The 16566-nt window shown below is 56.6% G+C and carries 14 protein-coding genes; 9 read left to right on the forward strand and 5 right to left on the reverse strand.

Annotated features, from left to right (window positions below):
- The first annotated feature begins 7 nt into the window (after nt 1-7).
- The 3 genes from pepN to OM794_RS08125 all read left to right on the forward strand — a co-directional run bounded on the left by pepN (nt 8) and on the right by OM794_RS08125 (nt 4505).
- Nucleotides 8-2638 carry an aminopeptidase N gene (gene pepN / locus OM794_RS08115; protein ID WP_226249749.1) on the forward strand — a complete coding sequence of 877 codons (2631 nt, stop codon included), beginning with the start codon at nt 8-10 and terminating at the stop codon, nt 2636-2638.
- A gap of 44 nt (nt 2639-2682) precedes the next feature.
- Nucleotides 2683-3642: a lipid kinase YegS gene (gene yegS, locus OM794_RS08120; protein WP_226249750.1), complete on the forward strand. Its 960-nt coding sequence runs from the start codon at nt 2683-2685 to the stop codon at nt 3640-3642.
- Between the two features lie 62 nt (nt 3643-3704).
- Complete coding sequence (locus tag OM794_RS08125) at nt 3705-4505, forward strand: hypothetical protein (RefSeq protein ID WP_226249751.1); 801 nt, start codon at nt 3705-3707, stop codon at nt 4503-4505.
- A gap of 70 nt (nt 4506-4575) precedes the next feature.
- Here OM794_RS08125 and OM794_RS08130 read toward each other — a convergent pair whose 3' ends face one another.
- Nucleotides 4576-4779, reverse strand: a complete 204-nt coding sequence (locus tag OM794_RS08130) for a cold-shock protein (protein ID WP_007114660.1) — start codon at nt 4777-4779, stop codon at nt 4576-4578.
- A 133-nt stretch (nt 4780-4912) separates the two neighbouring features.
- Here OM794_RS08130 and OM794_RS08135 point away from each other — a divergent pair, with 133 nt between their 5' ends.
- Nucleotides 4913-5569 carry a LysE family translocator gene (locus OM794_RS08135; RefSeq protein WP_226249752.1) on the forward strand — a complete coding sequence of 219 codons (657 nt, stop codon included), beginning with the start codon at nt 4913-4915 and terminating at the stop codon, nt 5567-5569.
- 38 nt (nt 5570-5607) lie between these two features.
- Here OM794_RS08135 and OM794_RS08140 read toward each other — a convergent pair whose 3' ends face one another.
- The gene (locus OM794_RS08140; protein ID WP_226249753.1) at nt 5608-7557 is read right to left on the reverse strand and encodes a transglycosylase SLT domain-containing protein; all 1950 of its coding nucleotides are present in this window, start codon (nt 7555-7557) and stop codon (nt 5608-5610) included.
- 138 nt (nt 7558-7695) lie between these two features.
- Here OM794_RS08140 and OM794_RS08145 point away from each other — a divergent pair, with 138 nt between their 5' ends.
- The 4 genes from OM794_RS08145 (at nt 7696) to sixA (ending at nt 11824) form a co-directional block, all read left to right on the forward strand.
- Nucleotides 7696-8028, forward strand: coding sequence for a YkvA family protein (locus OM794_RS08145; RefSeq protein ID WP_088698549.1), 333 nt, complete (start codon nt 7696-7698; stop codon nt 8026-8028).
- Nucleotides 8029-8177: 149 nt separating this feature from the next.
- Nucleotides 8178-10112 carry a molecular chaperone HtpG gene (htpG, locus tag OM794_RS08150; RefSeq protein WP_088698550.1) on the forward strand — a complete coding sequence of 645 codons (1935 nt, stop codon included), beginning with the start codon at nt 8178-8180 and terminating at the stop codon, nt 10110-10112.
- 109 nt (nt 10113-10221) lie between these two features.
- The gene (locus tag OM794_RS08155; RefSeq protein WP_226249835.1) at nt 10222-11352 is read left to right on the forward strand and encodes an NAD(P)H-dependent glycerol-3-phosphate dehydrogenase; all 1131 of its coding nucleotides are present in this window, start codon (nt 10222-10224) and stop codon (nt 11350-11352) included.
- A complete protein-coding gene (gene sixA, locus OM794_RS08160; protein WP_226249754.1) occupies nt 11345-11824 on the forward strand; it encodes a phosphohistidine phosphatase SixA in 480 nt (159 codons plus the stop codon). The genes OM794_RS08155 and sixA overlap by 8 nt, the downstream gene beginning before the upstream one ends.
- Nucleotides 11825-11991: 167 nt before the next feature.
- On the opposite strand, the gene gatB is transcribed toward sixA, so the two are convergent.
- From gatB to gatC, 3 genes are all read right to left on the reverse strand, one after another.
- Nucleotides 11992-13446 (reverse strand): Asp-tRNA(Asn)/Glu-tRNA(Gln) amidotransferase subunit GatB, encoded by a 1455-nt coding sequence (gatB, locus tag OM794_RS08165; RefSeq protein WP_226249755.1) that lies wholly within the window; start codon nt 13444-13446, stop codon nt 11992-11994.
- Nucleotides 13446-14906: an Asp-tRNA(Asn)/Glu-tRNA(Gln) amidotransferase subunit GatA gene (gene gatA, locus OM794_RS08170; RefSeq protein WP_265154482.1), complete on the reverse strand. Its 1461-nt coding sequence runs from the start codon at nt 14904-14906 to the stop codon at nt 13446-13448. The genes gatB and gatA overlap by 1 nt, the downstream gene beginning before the upstream one ends.
- A gap of 96 nt (nt 14907-15002) precedes the next feature.
- The gene (gatC, locus tag OM794_RS08175) at nt 15003-15290 is read right to left on the reverse strand and encodes an Asp-tRNA(Asn)/Glu-tRNA(Gln) amidotransferase subunit GatC (RefSeq protein WP_022523948.1); all 288 of its coding nucleotides are present in this window, start codon (nt 15288-15290) and stop codon (nt 15003-15005) included.
- A gap of 229 nt (nt 15291-15519) precedes the next feature.
- Here gatC and OM794_RS08180 point away from each other — a divergent pair, with 229 nt between their 5' ends.
- Nucleotides 15520-16557 carry a rod shape-determining protein gene (locus OM794_RS08180; protein ID WP_007114671.1) on the forward strand — a complete coding sequence of 346 codons (1038 nt, stop codon included), beginning with the start codon at nt 15520-15522 and terminating at the stop codon, nt 16555-16557.
- Nucleotides 16558-16566: the final 9 nt, after the last annotated feature.

Genomic DNA, 16566 nt, shown 5'->3' on the forward strand with positions numbered 1-16566 from the left:
ACGCACTATGTCTGATCCGCAGCCGGTTTATTTAAGTAACTACCAGCCGCCCGCCTACCGGGTAACTCATACCGAGCTGACGTTTGATCTTGACCCCGCCGCGACCCGAGTGAAAGCGCGACTGTTGATGGAGCGGCATCCAGAGGCAGCTCCTGATGCACCGCTCGTCTTGAATGGCGAGCACCTAAAACTGATCTCCCTGGCGATCGATGCAACGCCGCTGGATGCCGCTGCGTATGAACTAGACGATGAAGGCCTGCGTGTTGCGCAAGTGCCGGAGCGCTTTGTGTTGGAGAGCGAGGTTGAGATTGCCCCGCAGGAGAACACGGCGTTAGAGGGGCTCTATCAATCCAACGGCATGTACTGCACCCAGTGCGAAGCCGAAGGCTTTCGGCGAATTACCTTTTACCCTGATCGCCCGGACGTCATGGCGATCTTTAAGGTCACCGTGATCGGGGATCAGCAGCACGAGCCGATTTTGCTCGCTAACGGTAACCCGATTGAGCGTGGCGAGCTGGAGGGCGGCCGTCACTTTGTTACCTGGGAGGATCCGCACCCCAAGCCCTGCTACCTGTTCGCCCTGGTGGCAGGCAACCTGCATAGCGTAGAGGATCACTTCACCACCATGAGCGGGCGGGATGTCACGCTGCAGATTTGGGTGGAAAAAGAGAATCTGGATAAAACCGAGCATGCCATGGCCTCGTTAAAGCGCGCCATGGTTTGGGACGAGCAGGCATACGGCCGTGAGTACGACCTGGATCTGTTTATGATCGTGGCCGTCAATGACTTCAATATGGGGGCGATGGAGAATAAAGGGCTTAATATTTTTAACTCCGCCGCGGTATTGACCCACCCCAAAACGGCCACTGATGCGACTTTTCAAAATGTCGAAGGCATTGTTGCCCACGAATACTTTCACAACTGGTCGGGCAATCGTGTCACCTGCCGCGACTGGTTCCAGCTCTCGCTTAAAGAGGGCTTTACCGTCTTTCGCGACCAGTGCTTTTCGGCGGATACCAATTCTGCGCCGGTTAAGCGCATTCAGGATGTTTCCTTTTTCCGCACCGCCCAGTTTGCCGAAGATGCTGGGCCCACGGCGCACCCGATTCGTCCCGACCACTATATTGAAATTACCAACTTCTATACCCTGACAATTTACGAGAAAGGGGCTGAAGTCGTCCGGATGCTGCGTAATTTGGTGGGAGAGGAGAGTTTTCGTCGCGGTTCCGATCTCTACTTTGAACGCTTCGACGGTCAAGCGGTGACCATTGAAGACTTTGTCGGCTGTATGGCGGAAGCCTCCGGTGAAGATTTCGGCCAGTTTATGCGCTGGTACTCCCAGGCAGGAACCCCGGATATCGATGCCCATGGTGAGTACGATTACGTGCAGGGTGAGTACCACTTAACGCTGCGTCAGCGTACGCCTGCAACACCTGGCCAACACGATAAGCTGCCGCTGCATATTCCGGTACGCATGGGATTGGTGGGTACCAAATCCGGCCAGGATCTTACCCTGACGCTCAATGGTGAAAAGATCGGCAAAGATGCGGTGATTCATCTGCGCGAAGATGAGCAGACCTTTGTGTTCACTGATGTGGCTGAAGCGCCAGTGCCCTCTTTGTTGCGCGAATTTTCCGCCCCGGTGAAGCTGCATTATCCCTACTCCAGAGAAGATCTCGCCTTCTTGTTGACCCACGACAGCGACGGTTTCAACCGCTGGGATGCCGGTCAGCGATTGGCGCTGTTGGCCCTGGATGACCTGATTGCCGCTCACCGAAATGGCGTGGAAAAGGTCATGGATAGTCGCGTAGTGGATGCCTTTAAAGCGCTGCTCAATGGGCCAATGAACGATAAAGCAGTGTTGGCAGAGATGCTGACGCTGCCCTCCGAGGCGTATATCGCCGAGCAACAGCCTATCGTTGATGTGGATGCCATTCACGCGGCCCGGGAGTTTGTGCGTCAGTCGTTAGCCATGGCGCTGAGCGATGAGTTTCTCGCCATCTACGAAGCCAATATGTCAGATGAAGCGTACGCGCCGACGCCGGAGCAAATAGCTCAGCGCAGTCTGAAAAACGTGGCGCTGGCTTATCTGATGTCGATTGAAGATGAGCAGGGCCTGGCGCTGTGTGAAGCGCAGTTCGCCGCCGACCACAATATGACCGATGTGCGTCAAGCGCTCACCCTGCTGGTGCACAGTGATCGCGATGATTTGGCCTCGCCAGCACTTAAAACCTTCGGTGAGAAGTGGGCCCATGACCCGTTGGTGATGGATCAGTGGTTCACCGTCCAGGTATCGCGCCCTCAGCCCGATGTGCTTGAGCGGGTGAAGTACCTGATGCAGCATCCTGCTTTCTCACTTAAAAACCCCAATCGAGTCCGTGCGCTGATCGGCGCTTTTGCTCAGAACCGGGTCAATTTCCACCGTTTGGATGGCCAAGGCTACCAACTGCTGGCTGACGTGGTCATTGAACTCAATCGGCTTAACCCGGAAATTGCCGCACGGCTGATTACACCATTAACCCGCTGGCAGCGCTTTGATGAAACCCGCCAAGCATTGATGCGGTCGGAGCTTGAGCGGATTAAAGCGCAGCCACTCTCTTCAAATGTTTACGAGGTGGTCGAGAAGGCATTGGCATAAGGTATTGCTATTAAATATGTATTCTAAGGAAAGGAATAACAACAGTGACAGACTCTCAGCAACACTATTTACTGATTATCAATGGTAAATCCGCCGGTAATCCGGCATTGCGTGAAGCAGTCGATGAACAGCGCCGGGCAGGGATGCTGATTACTGTTCGCGCTACCTGGGAAGGGGGCGACGCTGCTGACATTGCTGAGCACTCTGATGCGATGGGCATTACCCATGTGATTGCCTGCGGGGGCGACGGCACCGTCAGTGAAGTGATGAACGGACTGATGCGTTTGCCCCATGACCGACGGCCTGTGTTGGGCGTTGTGCCCCTGGGCAGTGCCAATGATTTTGCTACTTCCGTTGGCTTGCCGCTGGAGCCAGCGGCCGCTCTGGCCGCTGCTCGGGAGTTAAGCGCCTATCCCATTGATGTCGTGCGCGTCACTGCAGGCTCTGGAGGCGAAACTGCCACCAGCTACTATATCAATATGACCACCGGCGGGTTTGGCGCTGAAGTGACGTCATCAACACCCAAAACCTTAAAGCGGCTGCTGGGTGGCGGGGCCTATTCAGTAATGGGGGCGCTAAAAGCCTGGCGCCACCGCAGCTACCGCGGCACGCTGCATTGGGATGAAAAAGAGGAGAGCGCGTCGTTACTGCTCCTGGCGCTGGGCAATGGCCGCCAATCAGGTGGTGGGCAGGTATTGTCACCACGTGCCAAGCTGGACGATGGCCGGTTGGACGTACTGTTGGTGAAAGACTTTCGGTCGGTAACGGAGCTGACCAAGCTGATTAGCGAGCTGCAAAGTTTTCCTTATGATGGGCGGTTTGTGCGCTATTTCACCACGACCCAACTGACGTTAACCACCCAGGGAAACGATTCGCCATGGCCACTCACGCTGGATGGCGAGGCGCGCTACTATGATCGGTTCTGCGCGGAAGTCGTGCCCCTCGCGCTGCGTGTGTTACTACCTGAGGAGTGCCCGCTGCTCTCCTCGACCAGTCAACCGTAGCTCTGTTGATGATTGCTTTGATCATGACTCAGATTTTTAACGTTATATAGGAGAAGAATTAAATGGCAAATCGCGTGTGGATACCCGCGCTCGCCGCCGTGGCACTACTGTTGAGTGCCTGCGGTGATTCCCAGGAAGATCCCACCGTGACAACCGATGATAATTCTGCGGTGACGGACGAAGCAACGACACGGGATGAGGGGGCTGGCGAAGAAGAGGCGCCGGAGGCGGCTGAAAATTCAGCAGATATATCCACTCCCGACGAGGTAGAGGATGATATTGAAGCACGTCAAGCCGCTGAAGAACTTGAACGGGCGGAAGCGCTAGAGAGTGACACTCAGCCTGACGACACCTCATCCAGTGACGTTGCAACGGCTGGCGGGGAAGAGGTTGAAGCCGGAGAAGATACGCTGGCAGCGAGTCCTGAAGATGCACTCGATGAAGAGAGTGCCATGCCAGGTGAAGCGACACGCTCCGATGTAGATGACATTATTGCTGAAACCGAACGCCGTTTTGAAGAGGCCGAGCAGCGGTTAGAAGAGCAGTTTCAGGAGGTAGAGCAGCAGGCGCCGAGTTTGGAGCCGATGGAAAGTGAGGACGTCTCGCCGAGTTGGGACACCGAAAGCAGTTTGCCAGAGCGGACACCGTTGCAAGATGATCGCGAGGCAACCGATGTTGACGCCTTGATTGAGGATACCGAACGCCGCTTTGAAGAGGCACAACAGCGGCTCGAAGAGCAGTTTCAAGAGCTGGAAAATCGAGAGGCCGAGAGTGGCGCGGTAGTTGAACCGTCAGGCGAGCTTGATAGCTCAGCAAGTAGCCAGGAAACCGACGATGCCGGTGAGCCTCAGAGTGAGAGGTAACGCTTTGAGTGATTGCCGTTAGGCAATAAAAAAGGCCCGCATTTGCGGGCCTTTGTCCATCCGTTAGCAATTAAGCTGGGCGGATGTTGGAAGCCTGAAGGCCTTTTTTACCCTGAGTCACTTCAAAGCTGACTTTTTGACCATCTTGCAGGGTCTTGAAGCCTTCAGCTTGAATTTCGGAGAAGTGGGCGAACAGATCGTCTCCGCCGTCATCAGGAGAGATGAAGCCGAAGCCTTTAGTGTCGTTGAACCACTTAACAGTGCCAGTTGCCATTTTCTATTTCCTTAACGTGCTTAGTAATCACGGGCAACTCAATTGTTCACCCGCTACAATTACTCTAGATGTAAACACGGCTGTCGTCCAGCGACATTCCTAAGATTTTTTATTTCGTTGCGAGCAGGCATAAATGATCGAGTTGGGTTTTATTGATGCGCAGTTTATTTCCTTTTTGGTGGCGATCACGCTGTTAACGATCAGCCCCGGTGTCGATACACTGCTGGTGATTCGTAACACGGCGCGCGGAGGTATCCGTGATGGCGTCACCACGAGTTTAGCTATCTGCTGCGGCCTGTTTGTACATGCCACGATTTCTGCATTGGGTATCTCGCTGATCCTGCTGCAATCGGCCTGGGCGTTCCATATGCTGAAGTTGGTGGGGGCGGGTTATCTCATCTGGCTGGGCATTACCAGCTTGTTAGCGGCGCGGCGGGGACAGCCGCTGCCCGTTAATGGAATGCTACAAGGTATGCCGACCGTTTCGCGCTGGCAGCCGGTCAAAGAGGGTTTTTTATCCAATGTGTTGAACCCTAAAACGGTAGTCTTCTATATGGCCTTTTTGCCTCAGTTCATCGCTCCCGGCGACCCTGCTTTACTGAAATCGCTATGGCTGGCGGGGGTGCACTTTATCATCGCTAATATCTGGCAAATCAGTGTAGTGATGATGGTGGGGAGCGCCGGCAAATGGTTGGCTAACGCACGTTTTGCGCAAGTGCTTAATGCCGCGACAGGCAGTGTATTGGTGGTGTTTGGTATTCGCTTGGCATTAACGCAACGCCCGGTATAAACCGGGCGTTGGTGTCAATCTAAAGCAGAGGATGCGGTTTAGCGGCGGGCAAGGAGCGCCCGGTCGTAGCGTACCTGCTGCTCGTTATCGCTAAGCAGTGAAACGCCTTCGCTGCTGCCACCGTTAGCGAGGCTTTCAAAAATCACCCGATAGCTAAGCACTGCCTGCACGTAGTCGCGGGTTTCGCGGAAGGGAATACTCTCAACAAAAAGGTCAAAGGCTTCTACTCCGTCCCCCAGCCACTGATCGACGCGGCCAGGGCCCGCATTATAAGCCGCTGCGGCGGCCAGTCGATTGCCCTGGTAGCGCTGCAGCTTGTCGCGCAGGTAAGTGCTACCCAGGCGGATATTGAGCTCCGGGTCGAGTACGCCGTAGGGGCCAGGATCGCTAATGCCCAATTCGCGGCTGACTTGGCTGGCGGTACCGGGCATTAGCTGCATAAGTCCCCGTGCTCCGGCGGGTGAAAGGGCGTTGGGGTTGTAAGCGCTCTCGCGCCGGGTAATCGCCATCAACAAGTAGGGATCAACGCCCGTCATACGGCCCCAGTGCTGAAAGCTATCGTGGTAAGCCTGAGGGAAGCGCCAATCCAAAGCGTCCCACATTTCAGCGGCAATGGTGGTCTGCACCAAGCGCGCATGCCACTGCTGCTGTGCAGCATAGTCGGCAAGCGCGCGTGCCTGTTGCGGCGAGCTGCTCTGTACCGCGTGCAGCCACTCGCTGTTGGCGAGACCGTCCTCGCCAATGCGTAACAAGGCCTCGGTGCGCTGAACGGCGGGTAGTTGGGCAATACGTTGACGCGACGCTTCGTCAAAATGATTGCGTTCAAGGTTCAACTGATAGGGTTGGCCGAGCTTTTCTGCTGCCGCAAAGCCGTAAAAACTGCGATCCTGGGCAGCCTGCTGGTAGCGAGCTTCGGCGGCTTGCTGATTGCCAAGCTCTCCATTGGCACGGCCTAGCCAGTACTGCCAACGGCTATTCTCCTGCTGATTGAGGGGCATCTCAGCAATCCAGTGGATGACCCCGTTCCAATCGCGGCTCGCCAGCGCCTGGCGAACACGCAGCTCTAAAACGCGCTCGCTTTCAAGCGTTGGTAGTACGCTATCTACCCAGTTGAGCGTGCCCGGCACATTGCGCACCAGGGCATAAAAGGCCAGCTCCTCCTCAATGCTTTGGCGGTCGCTGAGGAGTAGGTTTAATCGCGCCGAGAGTGACTGCCAGGCAGCAAAGGCGGCTGGCGTATCTTCGCGGGTGTAGCGCTGCATGGCGGCCCGGTAGAAGCTTGCCGTGGCGGCACACTCTGGGCCCAGGCAGGAGGGTGCCTGAGTAATGGCGCTGCTGCGATTGCTGACGCTTTCCACCGTGTCAAGGGCTGTTTGCCACTGGCCGCTTAATAGCCCGCCAAGGTAGTTTGAGAGGCGCGTTTCTCCTGCCTGCCAGGCGAGCATTTTGCGCTCCCAAATTGCCGGGGCGTCAATAGTGCCGTTGGCCCGCAGGCGCTCAAACAGCGGATCGCAGGCGTCAGGTTGAGAGCTGCCTACGCGCCATAAATCTAACCCTGCCTCGCTCGCCAACTGGGGTTGAGTCGTGAGCAGCGCCGTGTAGTAGTAACACTGGCGCGCGGTGCCCGCTGGTTCACCGTCAGCGACGGCGAGTAGGTCGCTATAGCGCCCCGCGTGACCATACTTGGCAATCGCTTGTCCACGCATCCAGCCTGCTAAGGGAGAGTCAGCGTATTGATCAATAAACTGCTGCACTCTGCCAGGGGAGACGTTCGGCAATTGCTCCCTTAGGCGGTGGTATTCTACGTAGCCGCGTAGCGGGTGATCTGCAATTGAGCGCTCATCGACACGCGCCCACTGCTGCTCGCGGGCAGCGGCAAGGGCGTCGCGTAACTCACTATCAGATGCAGCCCACGAAAGCGCAGGTAAGCTCGCCAGTAGTGCTGTACATAGCACTCGGGCGGTATGGCGAAATGGCGAAACCAACATGGTGCTCTCTCTCTATAAATCGGTGTCACTTAATCAGGGCTCTGAAGTAGCCCACGCAAATTGCGGTGCAACCGCTACACTGAACGAATACCAGCCGTCATGATCTGACAGCCTAGATACTCAAAGGATCTAATTTCGATGGCTCCATTATCCACTTGGTGGTTGCTGCGTCGACTCAAATCCCGCGTTTGGGCGACAAAACGTATTGTGCGCGCATTAAAGCTGTTTATTCCCATGACCCGTGATGTGATCCGTGGTGAGTTTCGACCGATTCCCTGGTCGGCATTTGGCATGATGGCATTAGCGCTGGGCTACCTGGTAATGCCATTTGATCTGATTCCCGATTTTCTGCTGCTTATCGGTGTCGTTGACGATGTGCTGATTGTCGGCTGGCTGCTCAATCGCATCGATCAGCGCCTGGAAGGCTATCGGGCCTGGAAATATAGCGATCCCGACATGACGCCCTCTTAGCTTATGCCTTCTCTTAACGCTGTTTCTTCACTCTGGACTGCTTGAAAAAGCGCGGCTTAACCCCATATCAGGCTCACGATACGACTTTTTATGCCCCTGCCCACTGGCGGAGGGGCAATTGACCAACGTGAGCCACAAGGGATAAGCGCATGACTACAGCTACCCACGAACAAGCGGCTGATAAATCAGCTAACCATGAAGAGACGCTAGGCTTTCAAACGGAAGTCAAGCAACTGCTGAATTTGATGATTCACTCCCTGTACTCCAACCGGGAGATATTCCTACGCGAGCTGATCTCAAACGCTGCCGATGCCTGTGACAAGCTGCGCTACGCGGCGCTGGATAACGACGCGCTCTACGAAGGTGATAGTGAGCTGCGCATCGAAATCGAGCATGATAAAGAGGCCAACACCATCACCTTGCGTGATAACGGTGTGGGTATGAATCGCGAAGACGTAATCGCCAACCTGGGCACCATTGCGCGCTCCGGTACCGCTGAGTTTCTCAAGCAGCTCTCCGGTGAGCAGCAGAAAGACGCCAAGCTGATCGGTCAGTTCGGCGTAGGCTTCTACTCGGGCTTTATTGTCGCCGATGAGATTTCGGTGCGTACCCGCAAGGCGGGCACGCAGGCTTCCGAAGGCGTTGAGTGGCGTTCAAAGGGGGAAGGCGAGTTTACCGTTGCCGATATCGAGCGTGCCCAGCACGGTACGGAAATCACGCTGCACCTGAAAGAGGACGCCAAAGAGTTTGCCGACGACTACCGGCTGCAGGGCTTGGTGCGCAAGTACTCGGATCATATCGAAGTGCCCGTACGCATGCCGAAAACCGAAACGGCGAAGGACGACGAGGGCAACCCCGTCGAGGGTAGTGAAGTGACTACCTGGGAAACCGTTAACGAGGCGACGGCGCTCTGGTCGCGCCCCAAAAGTGAGGTTTCCGACGACGAGTACAAAGCGTTCTACAAACACGTTGCTCACGATTTCTCGGATCCGTTGACCTGGAGCCATAACAAGGTCGAGGGCAAGCTTGAGTATACCAGCCTGCTTTATGTGCCGGGTCGCGCACCCTTTGATCTGTTTGAGCGTGACGGTGCCCGTGGCGTTAAGCTTTACGTTCAGCGCGTGTTTATTATGGATGACGCTGAACAGTTCCTGCCGCTCTACCTACGCTTTATCAAGGGCGTGCTGGATACCCGCGAACTGTCGCTTAACGTCTCTCGCGAACTGCTCCAGCAGGATCCCAAGGTCGATAAAATCAAATCGGCGCTGACCAAGCGCGGATTGGATATGCTCAAGAAGCTGACCAAAGATAAAGAGCAGTATCAAACTTTCTGGAATACCTTCGGTAGCGTATTGAAAGAAGGGCCGGGTGAAGATCCCTCCAACCGCGAGAAAATCGCTGGCCTGTTGCGCTTTGCCTCTACCCATACCGATACGGCTGCCCAGGAGCATGCGCTGGCAGACTATGTTGAGCGCATGAAAGAGGGGCAGCAGAAGATTTACTACGTGGTGGCGGATAGCTTCAATGCGGCCAAAAACAGCCCGCACCTGGAGATCTTCCGCAAAAAAGGCATCGAAGTCCTGCTGCTGTCTGACCGTATCGATGAGTGGCTGATGAGCCATCTCACTGAGTTCGATGGCAAAACCTTTGCCGATGTGGCCAAGGGCGAGCTTGACCTTGGCGATGTGGAAGACGAAGCAGAGAAGAAAGCGCAGGAAGAGACCGCTAAAGCCAAAGAGGATCTGGTGAAGCGTGTTAAAGAAGCGCTAAGCGATGGTGTACAGGAGGTGAAAATCACCCACCGTCTGACTGATTCGCCCGCCTGCGTCGTGCTGCCTGAGCATGAGATGGGCTACCAGATGCGTCGTATCATGGAAGCGGCCGGTCAGCCGCTGCCCGAAGTAAAACCGATTCTGGAGCTTAATCCAGACCATGCGCTGGTGGCTCGCCTGGAGAGCGCTGAAGGCGACCTGTTTGGCCAGTTAGCGCATATACTGCTGGATCAGGCAATTATCGCCGAGGGTGGTCACTTGGATGACCCTGCCGCCTACGTGAAGCGTCTGAATAGCGTTCTGACGGCCTAATAATCTACGCTGCGCTAACGACGACGGCCCGCTTGGTTAACCCCAGCGGGCGTCTGTTTTGATAGAGTAGGGTAATACGTTCTGCAAGACTTATTGGGACACTATTATGATGGCTGAGCAGCAAACCACTGGTGCAGTGCCCGCCTGTGTAGCGGTGCTGGGGGGCGGTAGTTTTGGTACAGCACTGGCGAGCATTGCCGCCGATAACGGCGCCCAGGTTCGCCAGTGGATGCGTGATGAGGCGTTGGTCACGCAAATTAATCAAGAGCATCGCAATGGGCGCTATCTGCCGCATTACGCAATGAATCCGGCAGTAGAAGCCTCGACAGATCTTAAAGCCGTGCTGGCGGATGCTGAGCTGGTGCTGATTGCCATTCCCTCAAAAGCCTTTCGCAGCGTGGTGCAGGCGGCAAAAGCATGGCTGAGACCCGCGCAGATATTGGTGAGTACCACCAAGGGGATCGAGCAGGAGGGCTTTCTGCTCATGAGCCAAGTGCTTGAACAGGAGACGGGCTTTAGCCACATTGGCGTGATTGCCGGCCCCAATTTAGCCTCTGAAATTGCCGATAAGCAGTTAACCGCGACGGTGATTGCAAGCGCAGACCCGCTAACCCGCACCCGCGTACAGCAAGTATTGGGTTGCCGTTACTTTCGGGTCTACGCCAGCGATGACCGGCATGGCGTTGAGCTGGGCGGTGCGCTGAAAAACATTTATGCGATTGCCGCCGGTATGGCGGCGGCGCTGGGCATGGGTGAAAACACCCGCAGCATGCTGATGACCCGCGCCTTGGCGGAAATGAGCCGCTTCGCCGTTGCCCAGGGGGCTAACCCGATGACCTTTTTAGGGCTGGCGGGGGTGGGGGATTTGATCGTTACCTGCTCGTCTAACCTGTCGCGCAATTACCGGGTTGGCTACGCTATGGGCGAGGGGCGAACGCTGGAAGAGGCTGTCGATGCCCTTGGCCAGGTCGCGGAAGGGGTAAACACCGTTAAGCTGGTATGCGCTAAAGCGAGTGAAATGGGCGTTTATATGCCGCTGGCGGAAGGCCTCAACCATGTGTTGTTTGACGGTGTGCCGGCCCAGGAGATGGCGCGTACCCTGATGATGGGCGAACAGAGTAGCGACGTAGAGTTTATCTTGCCCCGTGAAGCCGTACAGCAGGCCCATCGGGATCAAGCCCCTCACAGCCACGCTTCTAAGAGCCAGGTTTCTAAGGATAAGGGTGGCAGGAATGCCTGATGTGCTGATTATGCGCCACGGTGAGGCCGCGCCAGGCTATCCCGACCAGTCGCGCCGACTAACGCCTCAAGGTAAGCTGGAGGCCGAAAAAATGGCGCGTTGGCTGGCCGAGCGCGTGGCTGCAGGCGAGTTGGGTATGCCGAGGATTTATGCCAGCCCCTATGCGCGGGCGCAGCAAACCGGGCAAAGGCTCTGCGAGGCGCTGGGAGCGTTGCTTGAAACGCTGAATTTTATTACTCCGGATGACGCGCCGGGCGCGGTAAGCGACTGGCTGCTTGAGCAGCCTGAGGGCGCGCCAATAATACTGGTCAGCCATATGCCGCTGGTAGGCGAGTTGGTGGGTTTATTGGTCGAGGGCAGTCCAGCCCAAGGTGTGGGCTTCCCAACCGCTGCCATCGCCGAGCTAGAGGCCGAGGTGTGGGCAGCAGGCTGCGCGCAACTGAAGCGCTTTACCCAGCCCAGCCAACTTTAAGAACCTTAAATGCCAAAAAAAGCGGCTGCCAATGCAGCCGCTAGTATTTGCAAGCTTTCAGATCCGAATCAGCTCGTAGCGGGGGTCTTTCGCCAGGGATGGCGAAAGTAGCGCCCAGGGAGGGGTTCACAGCGCCCCCGCGAAGAGTTGTTCGGATCGTCTCCCTGTTACAACAGCGCGTCGAGCTTCTCTTTTAACAAGCCGTTCACCTGCTGTGGGTTGGCGGTGCCGCGTGAGGCCTTCATCACCTGGCCGACAAAGTAGCCAATCATCTTGCCGCGTTTTTCCGGCTCCGAGTCGCGATACTGGGCGACCTGGGCAGGGCTGTCGGCGATCACTTGATCGATCATCGCTTCGATAGCGCCGGTGTCGGTTACCTGCTTGAGGCCTTTCGCGTCGATCACCTCGTCAGCGCTTTCACCCTGACCATTCCATAACGCCTGAAAAACCTCTTTAGCGGCTTTACCGTTAATGGTGTCATCCAGTACGCGGCTGATCAGCTCGCCTAGCTGGCGCGCTGAGATCGGGCTATTGGCAATGCTCAGGCTTTCGCGGTTAAGTGCCCCGGAAAGTTCACCCTGTACCCAGTTAGCCGCCTGCTTGGCATCGCCGCACTCGCTATGCACCGCTTCAAAGAATTCAGCCATATCGCGACTGGCAGAGATGACGTTGGCGTCGTAAGCAGACAGGCCCAGCTCGCTTTGGAAGCGCTCGCGCTTATCCGCAGGTAGCTCGGGCAGTTGCCCGCGTAGATGATCCAGGTAGGCCTGATCCAGTACCACCGGCAGCAGGTCGGGGCAGGGGAAGTAACGGTAGTCGTTGGCCTCCTCCTTGGTGCGCATGCTGCGGGTTTCATCACGTTCAGGGTCAAATAGGCGGGTTTCTTGAACCACGCTGCCGCCATCCTCAATCAGCTCAATCTGTCGCTCCACCTCAAAGGCAATCGCGCGCTCGACAAAGCGGAAGGAGTTAACGTTTTTAATCTCAGCGCGGGTGCCAAAGGCTTCCTGGCCTTTGGGACGTACCGAGACGTTCACGTCGCAACGCATCGAGCCTTCCGCCATATTGCCGTCGGAAATGCCCAGGTAAGTCACGATGGAGTGAATTGCCTTGAGATACGCCGCGGCCTCTTTGGCACTGCGCATATCCGGCTCAGAGACGATCTCCAGTAACGGTGTGCCCGCCCGGTTTAGGTCAATACCGGTCATGCCATGAAAATCTTCATGCAGGGATTTACCGGCATCCTCTTCCAGGTGGGCATGATGAATGCGGATACGCTTGGTGCTGCCATCTTCCAGGGTAATTTCAACCTCACCAGGGCCGACGATGGGGTGGTACATCTGGCTGGTTTGGTAACCCTTGGGCAAGTCAGGGTAGAAGTAATTTTTACGGTCAAAGACCGAGACTTCGGCGATATTTGCATGCACCGCCAGGCCAAACTGCACGGCCATGGCCACGGCCTGCTCATTGAGCACTGGCAGCACGCCGGGCAGGCCTAAATCCACCGCGCAGGCCTGGGTGTTGGGCTCTGCGCCGAACGCCGTGGAGGCGCCGGAGAATATTTTTGAACGCGTTGCGAGCTGAACGTGGACTTCAAGCCCAATCACGGTTTCCCATTGCATTAGGCGTACTCCTCGGCAAAGGCAGGACGTTGTAAGTGCCAGTCGGTCGCTTGCTGAAACTGATGGGCGACGTTAAGCAACTGCGCTTCGGCAAAGTGGGTACCCAGAATCTGCAGACCGACGGGACGGCCGCCGGCAAACCCTGCCGGTACGCTAATGCCGGGGATGCCTGCCAGGTTCACTGCGATGGTGTAGATATCCTGCAGGTACATCGACACCGGGTCTTTTTTGGCACCCAGGTCAAAGGCCGGGGTGGGCGAGGCGGGCCCCATCAGCACATCGACGTCTTCAAAGGCGTCCAGGAAGTCTTGCCGGATCAGGCGGCGCACTTGTTGAGCCTTGGTGTAGTAGGCGTCAAAGAAGCCTTCAGAGAGCGTGTGGGTACCGATGAGGATGCGTCGCTTCACCTCTTCGCCAAAGCCCTCTGCACGGGAGCGGGTATACAGGTCAATCAGATCGCTGGGATTGTCACAGCGGTGACCGAAACGCACGCCGTCGTAGCGGGACAGGTTCGATGAGGCCTCAGCAGGGGCGATGACGTAGTAGGCCGGGATCGCATAGTGGGTATGCGGCAGGCTAACTTCGCGTACCGTGGCACCCAAAGATTCGTAAACTTTTACCGCTTCGCGGACGGCTTTCTCGACCTCTGGATCCAATCCATCGCCAAAATACTCTTTGGGCAGGCCGATCTTGAGGCCCGAGAGGGGCGCATTCAGGCCCTCCACGTAATCGGGGACGCCGCGGGCAACGCTGGTAGAGTCGCGGCCGTCATGGCCAGCGATGACACCCAGCAGGTGGGCGCAATCTTCGGCACTGCGTGCCATGGGGCCGGCCTGATCAAGGCTTGAGGCGTAGGCAATGATGCCAAAGCGCGACACGCGGCCATAGGTGGGCTTCAAGCCGGTAATCCCGCAAAACGCCGCGGGTTGGCGAATCGAGCCACCGGTATCGGTACCCATGGCGGCGGGCACCAGGCCCGCCGCGACCGCTGCTGCACTGCCGCCAGAACTGCCGCCGGGAACCGCCGTAAGATCCCAGGGGTTTTTGACCGGGCCGTAGTAGCTGTTTTCGTTGGAGGAGCCCATGGCGAACTCATCCATATTGGTTTTGCCCAGGCTGATGGTGCCCGCCGCGTTAAGTTTTTCCACTACGGTGGCGCTGTAGGGGGCAATAAAATTATCCAGCATTTTCGAGCCGCAGCTGGTTTTTACACCCTGGGTACAAAAAATATCTTTCAACGCCAGGGGGATGCCCGCCAGCGTCCCAGCATTGCCCTCCGCTCGGGCGCGGTCGGCTACTTCAGCCTGTTTCAGCGCTTGCTCGGCGGTTACGCTGATAAAACTGTTCAGCTTGCCGTCAGCCTTTTCGATACGCTGCAAATAGTGAGCGGTCAGCTCGCGGCTGGAAAACTCACCGCTTTTTAGCGCGGCGGCGAGTTGCGTTAAGGTTTTCTCATACATGACCCAGAAGCTCCGTTCAGGGGAGAAAAAAAATGGCAATAGTGGTGGCTTGATTAAAGGTGCCTGCGCCGTTACGCAGCGTGCTACTCAATGCGTTTATTCAACGACGCGGGGCACGAGATACAGGCCATTTTCCACTGCCGGAGCACAGCGCTGAAACGTGTCGCGCTGGTTGGTTTCCGTTACTTCATCGGCGCGCAGTCGCTGGGTCGCATCCAGCGGATGGGCGAGCGGCGTCACGCCTTCCGTATCGAGGCTTTGTAGCTGGTCGACCATGTCCAGAATCCGGCTTAGGTCGTCTACAAAGCCGCTGGCTTGGTCATCGCTGACGGCGAGTCGGGCCAAGTGAGCAGCCCGGCGCACATGAGATTCTTCAAGCGCCATGATCGAGAATTCCTCGTTAACGTGATGGAACATAATCCGCTTTCAGCGGTATACATACCGATATCAAAAAAACGTCTTGTGTCGCAGACGTGGAAAATAGCCGCAAAAGGTACCACATTTTGGCCCCAACGGGCAGTGTTAGGCGCGACTCGTGCTTGCTGCCAAGGGGTTGCAGTGATACCGTTTGCATCCGCACAGGGTTCCCGGTCTGCACTAGGTAACAACATCCATGTTTAAACGTTTGAGGGGGCTGTTTTCCAGCGATCTATCGATCGACTTGGGTACGGCCAACACACTGATTTATGTTCGCGGTCGCGGTATCGTGCTCGATGAGCCTTCCGTGGTTGCTATCCGCCAGTCTGGCAATATGCGCAGCGTCGCCGCAGTTGGTACTGATGCCAAGCGAATGTTGGGGCGTACGCCGGGTAATATTACCGCGATTCGACCGATGAAAGATGGCGTTATTGCCGACTTCACCGTCACCGAACAGATGCTTCAGCACTTTATTCGTAAAGTCCACCAAAGCACCTTCCTAACCCCCAGCCCGCGCGTGCTGGTGTGCGTTCCTTGCATGTCAACGCAAGTAGAGCGCCGGGCAATTCGTGAGTCAGCAGAAGGTGCCGGTGCCCGCGAGGTGTTCTTGATTGAAGAACCCATGGCGGCGGCGATTGGCGCAGGCCTTCCGGTCGATGAAGCACAGGGGTCGATGGTGGTGGATATTGGTGGTGGTACCACTGAAATCGCGATTATCTCACTCAATGGCGTGGTCTACTCCGAGTCTATTCGGGTGGGGGGCGACCGTTTTGATGAGGCGATCACCGCTTACGTGCGTCGTCATTACGGCAGCCTGATTGGTGAAGCCACCGCCGAGCGCATCAAAGAAGAGATTGGCTGTGCCTATCCTGGTGGTGAGCTGCGTGAAATTGATGTGCGCGGCCGTAATCTGGCCGAAGGCATCCCACGCAGTTTTACGCTCAACTCCCACGAAACCCTGGAAGCGTTGCAAGAAACGCTGGGATCTATCGTGGCCGCGATCAAAAGCGCCCTTGAGCAGTCGCCGCCGGAATTGGCCTCAGATATTGCCGAGCGTGGCTTGGTATTGACGGGTGGTGGGGCGCTGTTACGCGACCTGGACAAGCTGATCGCTGAAGAGACCGGGCTGCCGGTGATCGTTGCCGAAGACCCGTTGACCTGCGTTGCTCGCGGCGGTGGTAAAGCGCTGGAGATGATTGATCAGCACACCTTTGAGTTGCTGTCGAGCGACTAATCGCAGCGG

Origin of the sequence: Halomonas sp. BDJS001 (assembly GCF_026104355.1) — a bacterium.
Lineage (GTDB): Bacteria > Pseudomonadota > Gammaproteobacteria > Pseudomonadales > Halomonadaceae > Vreelandella.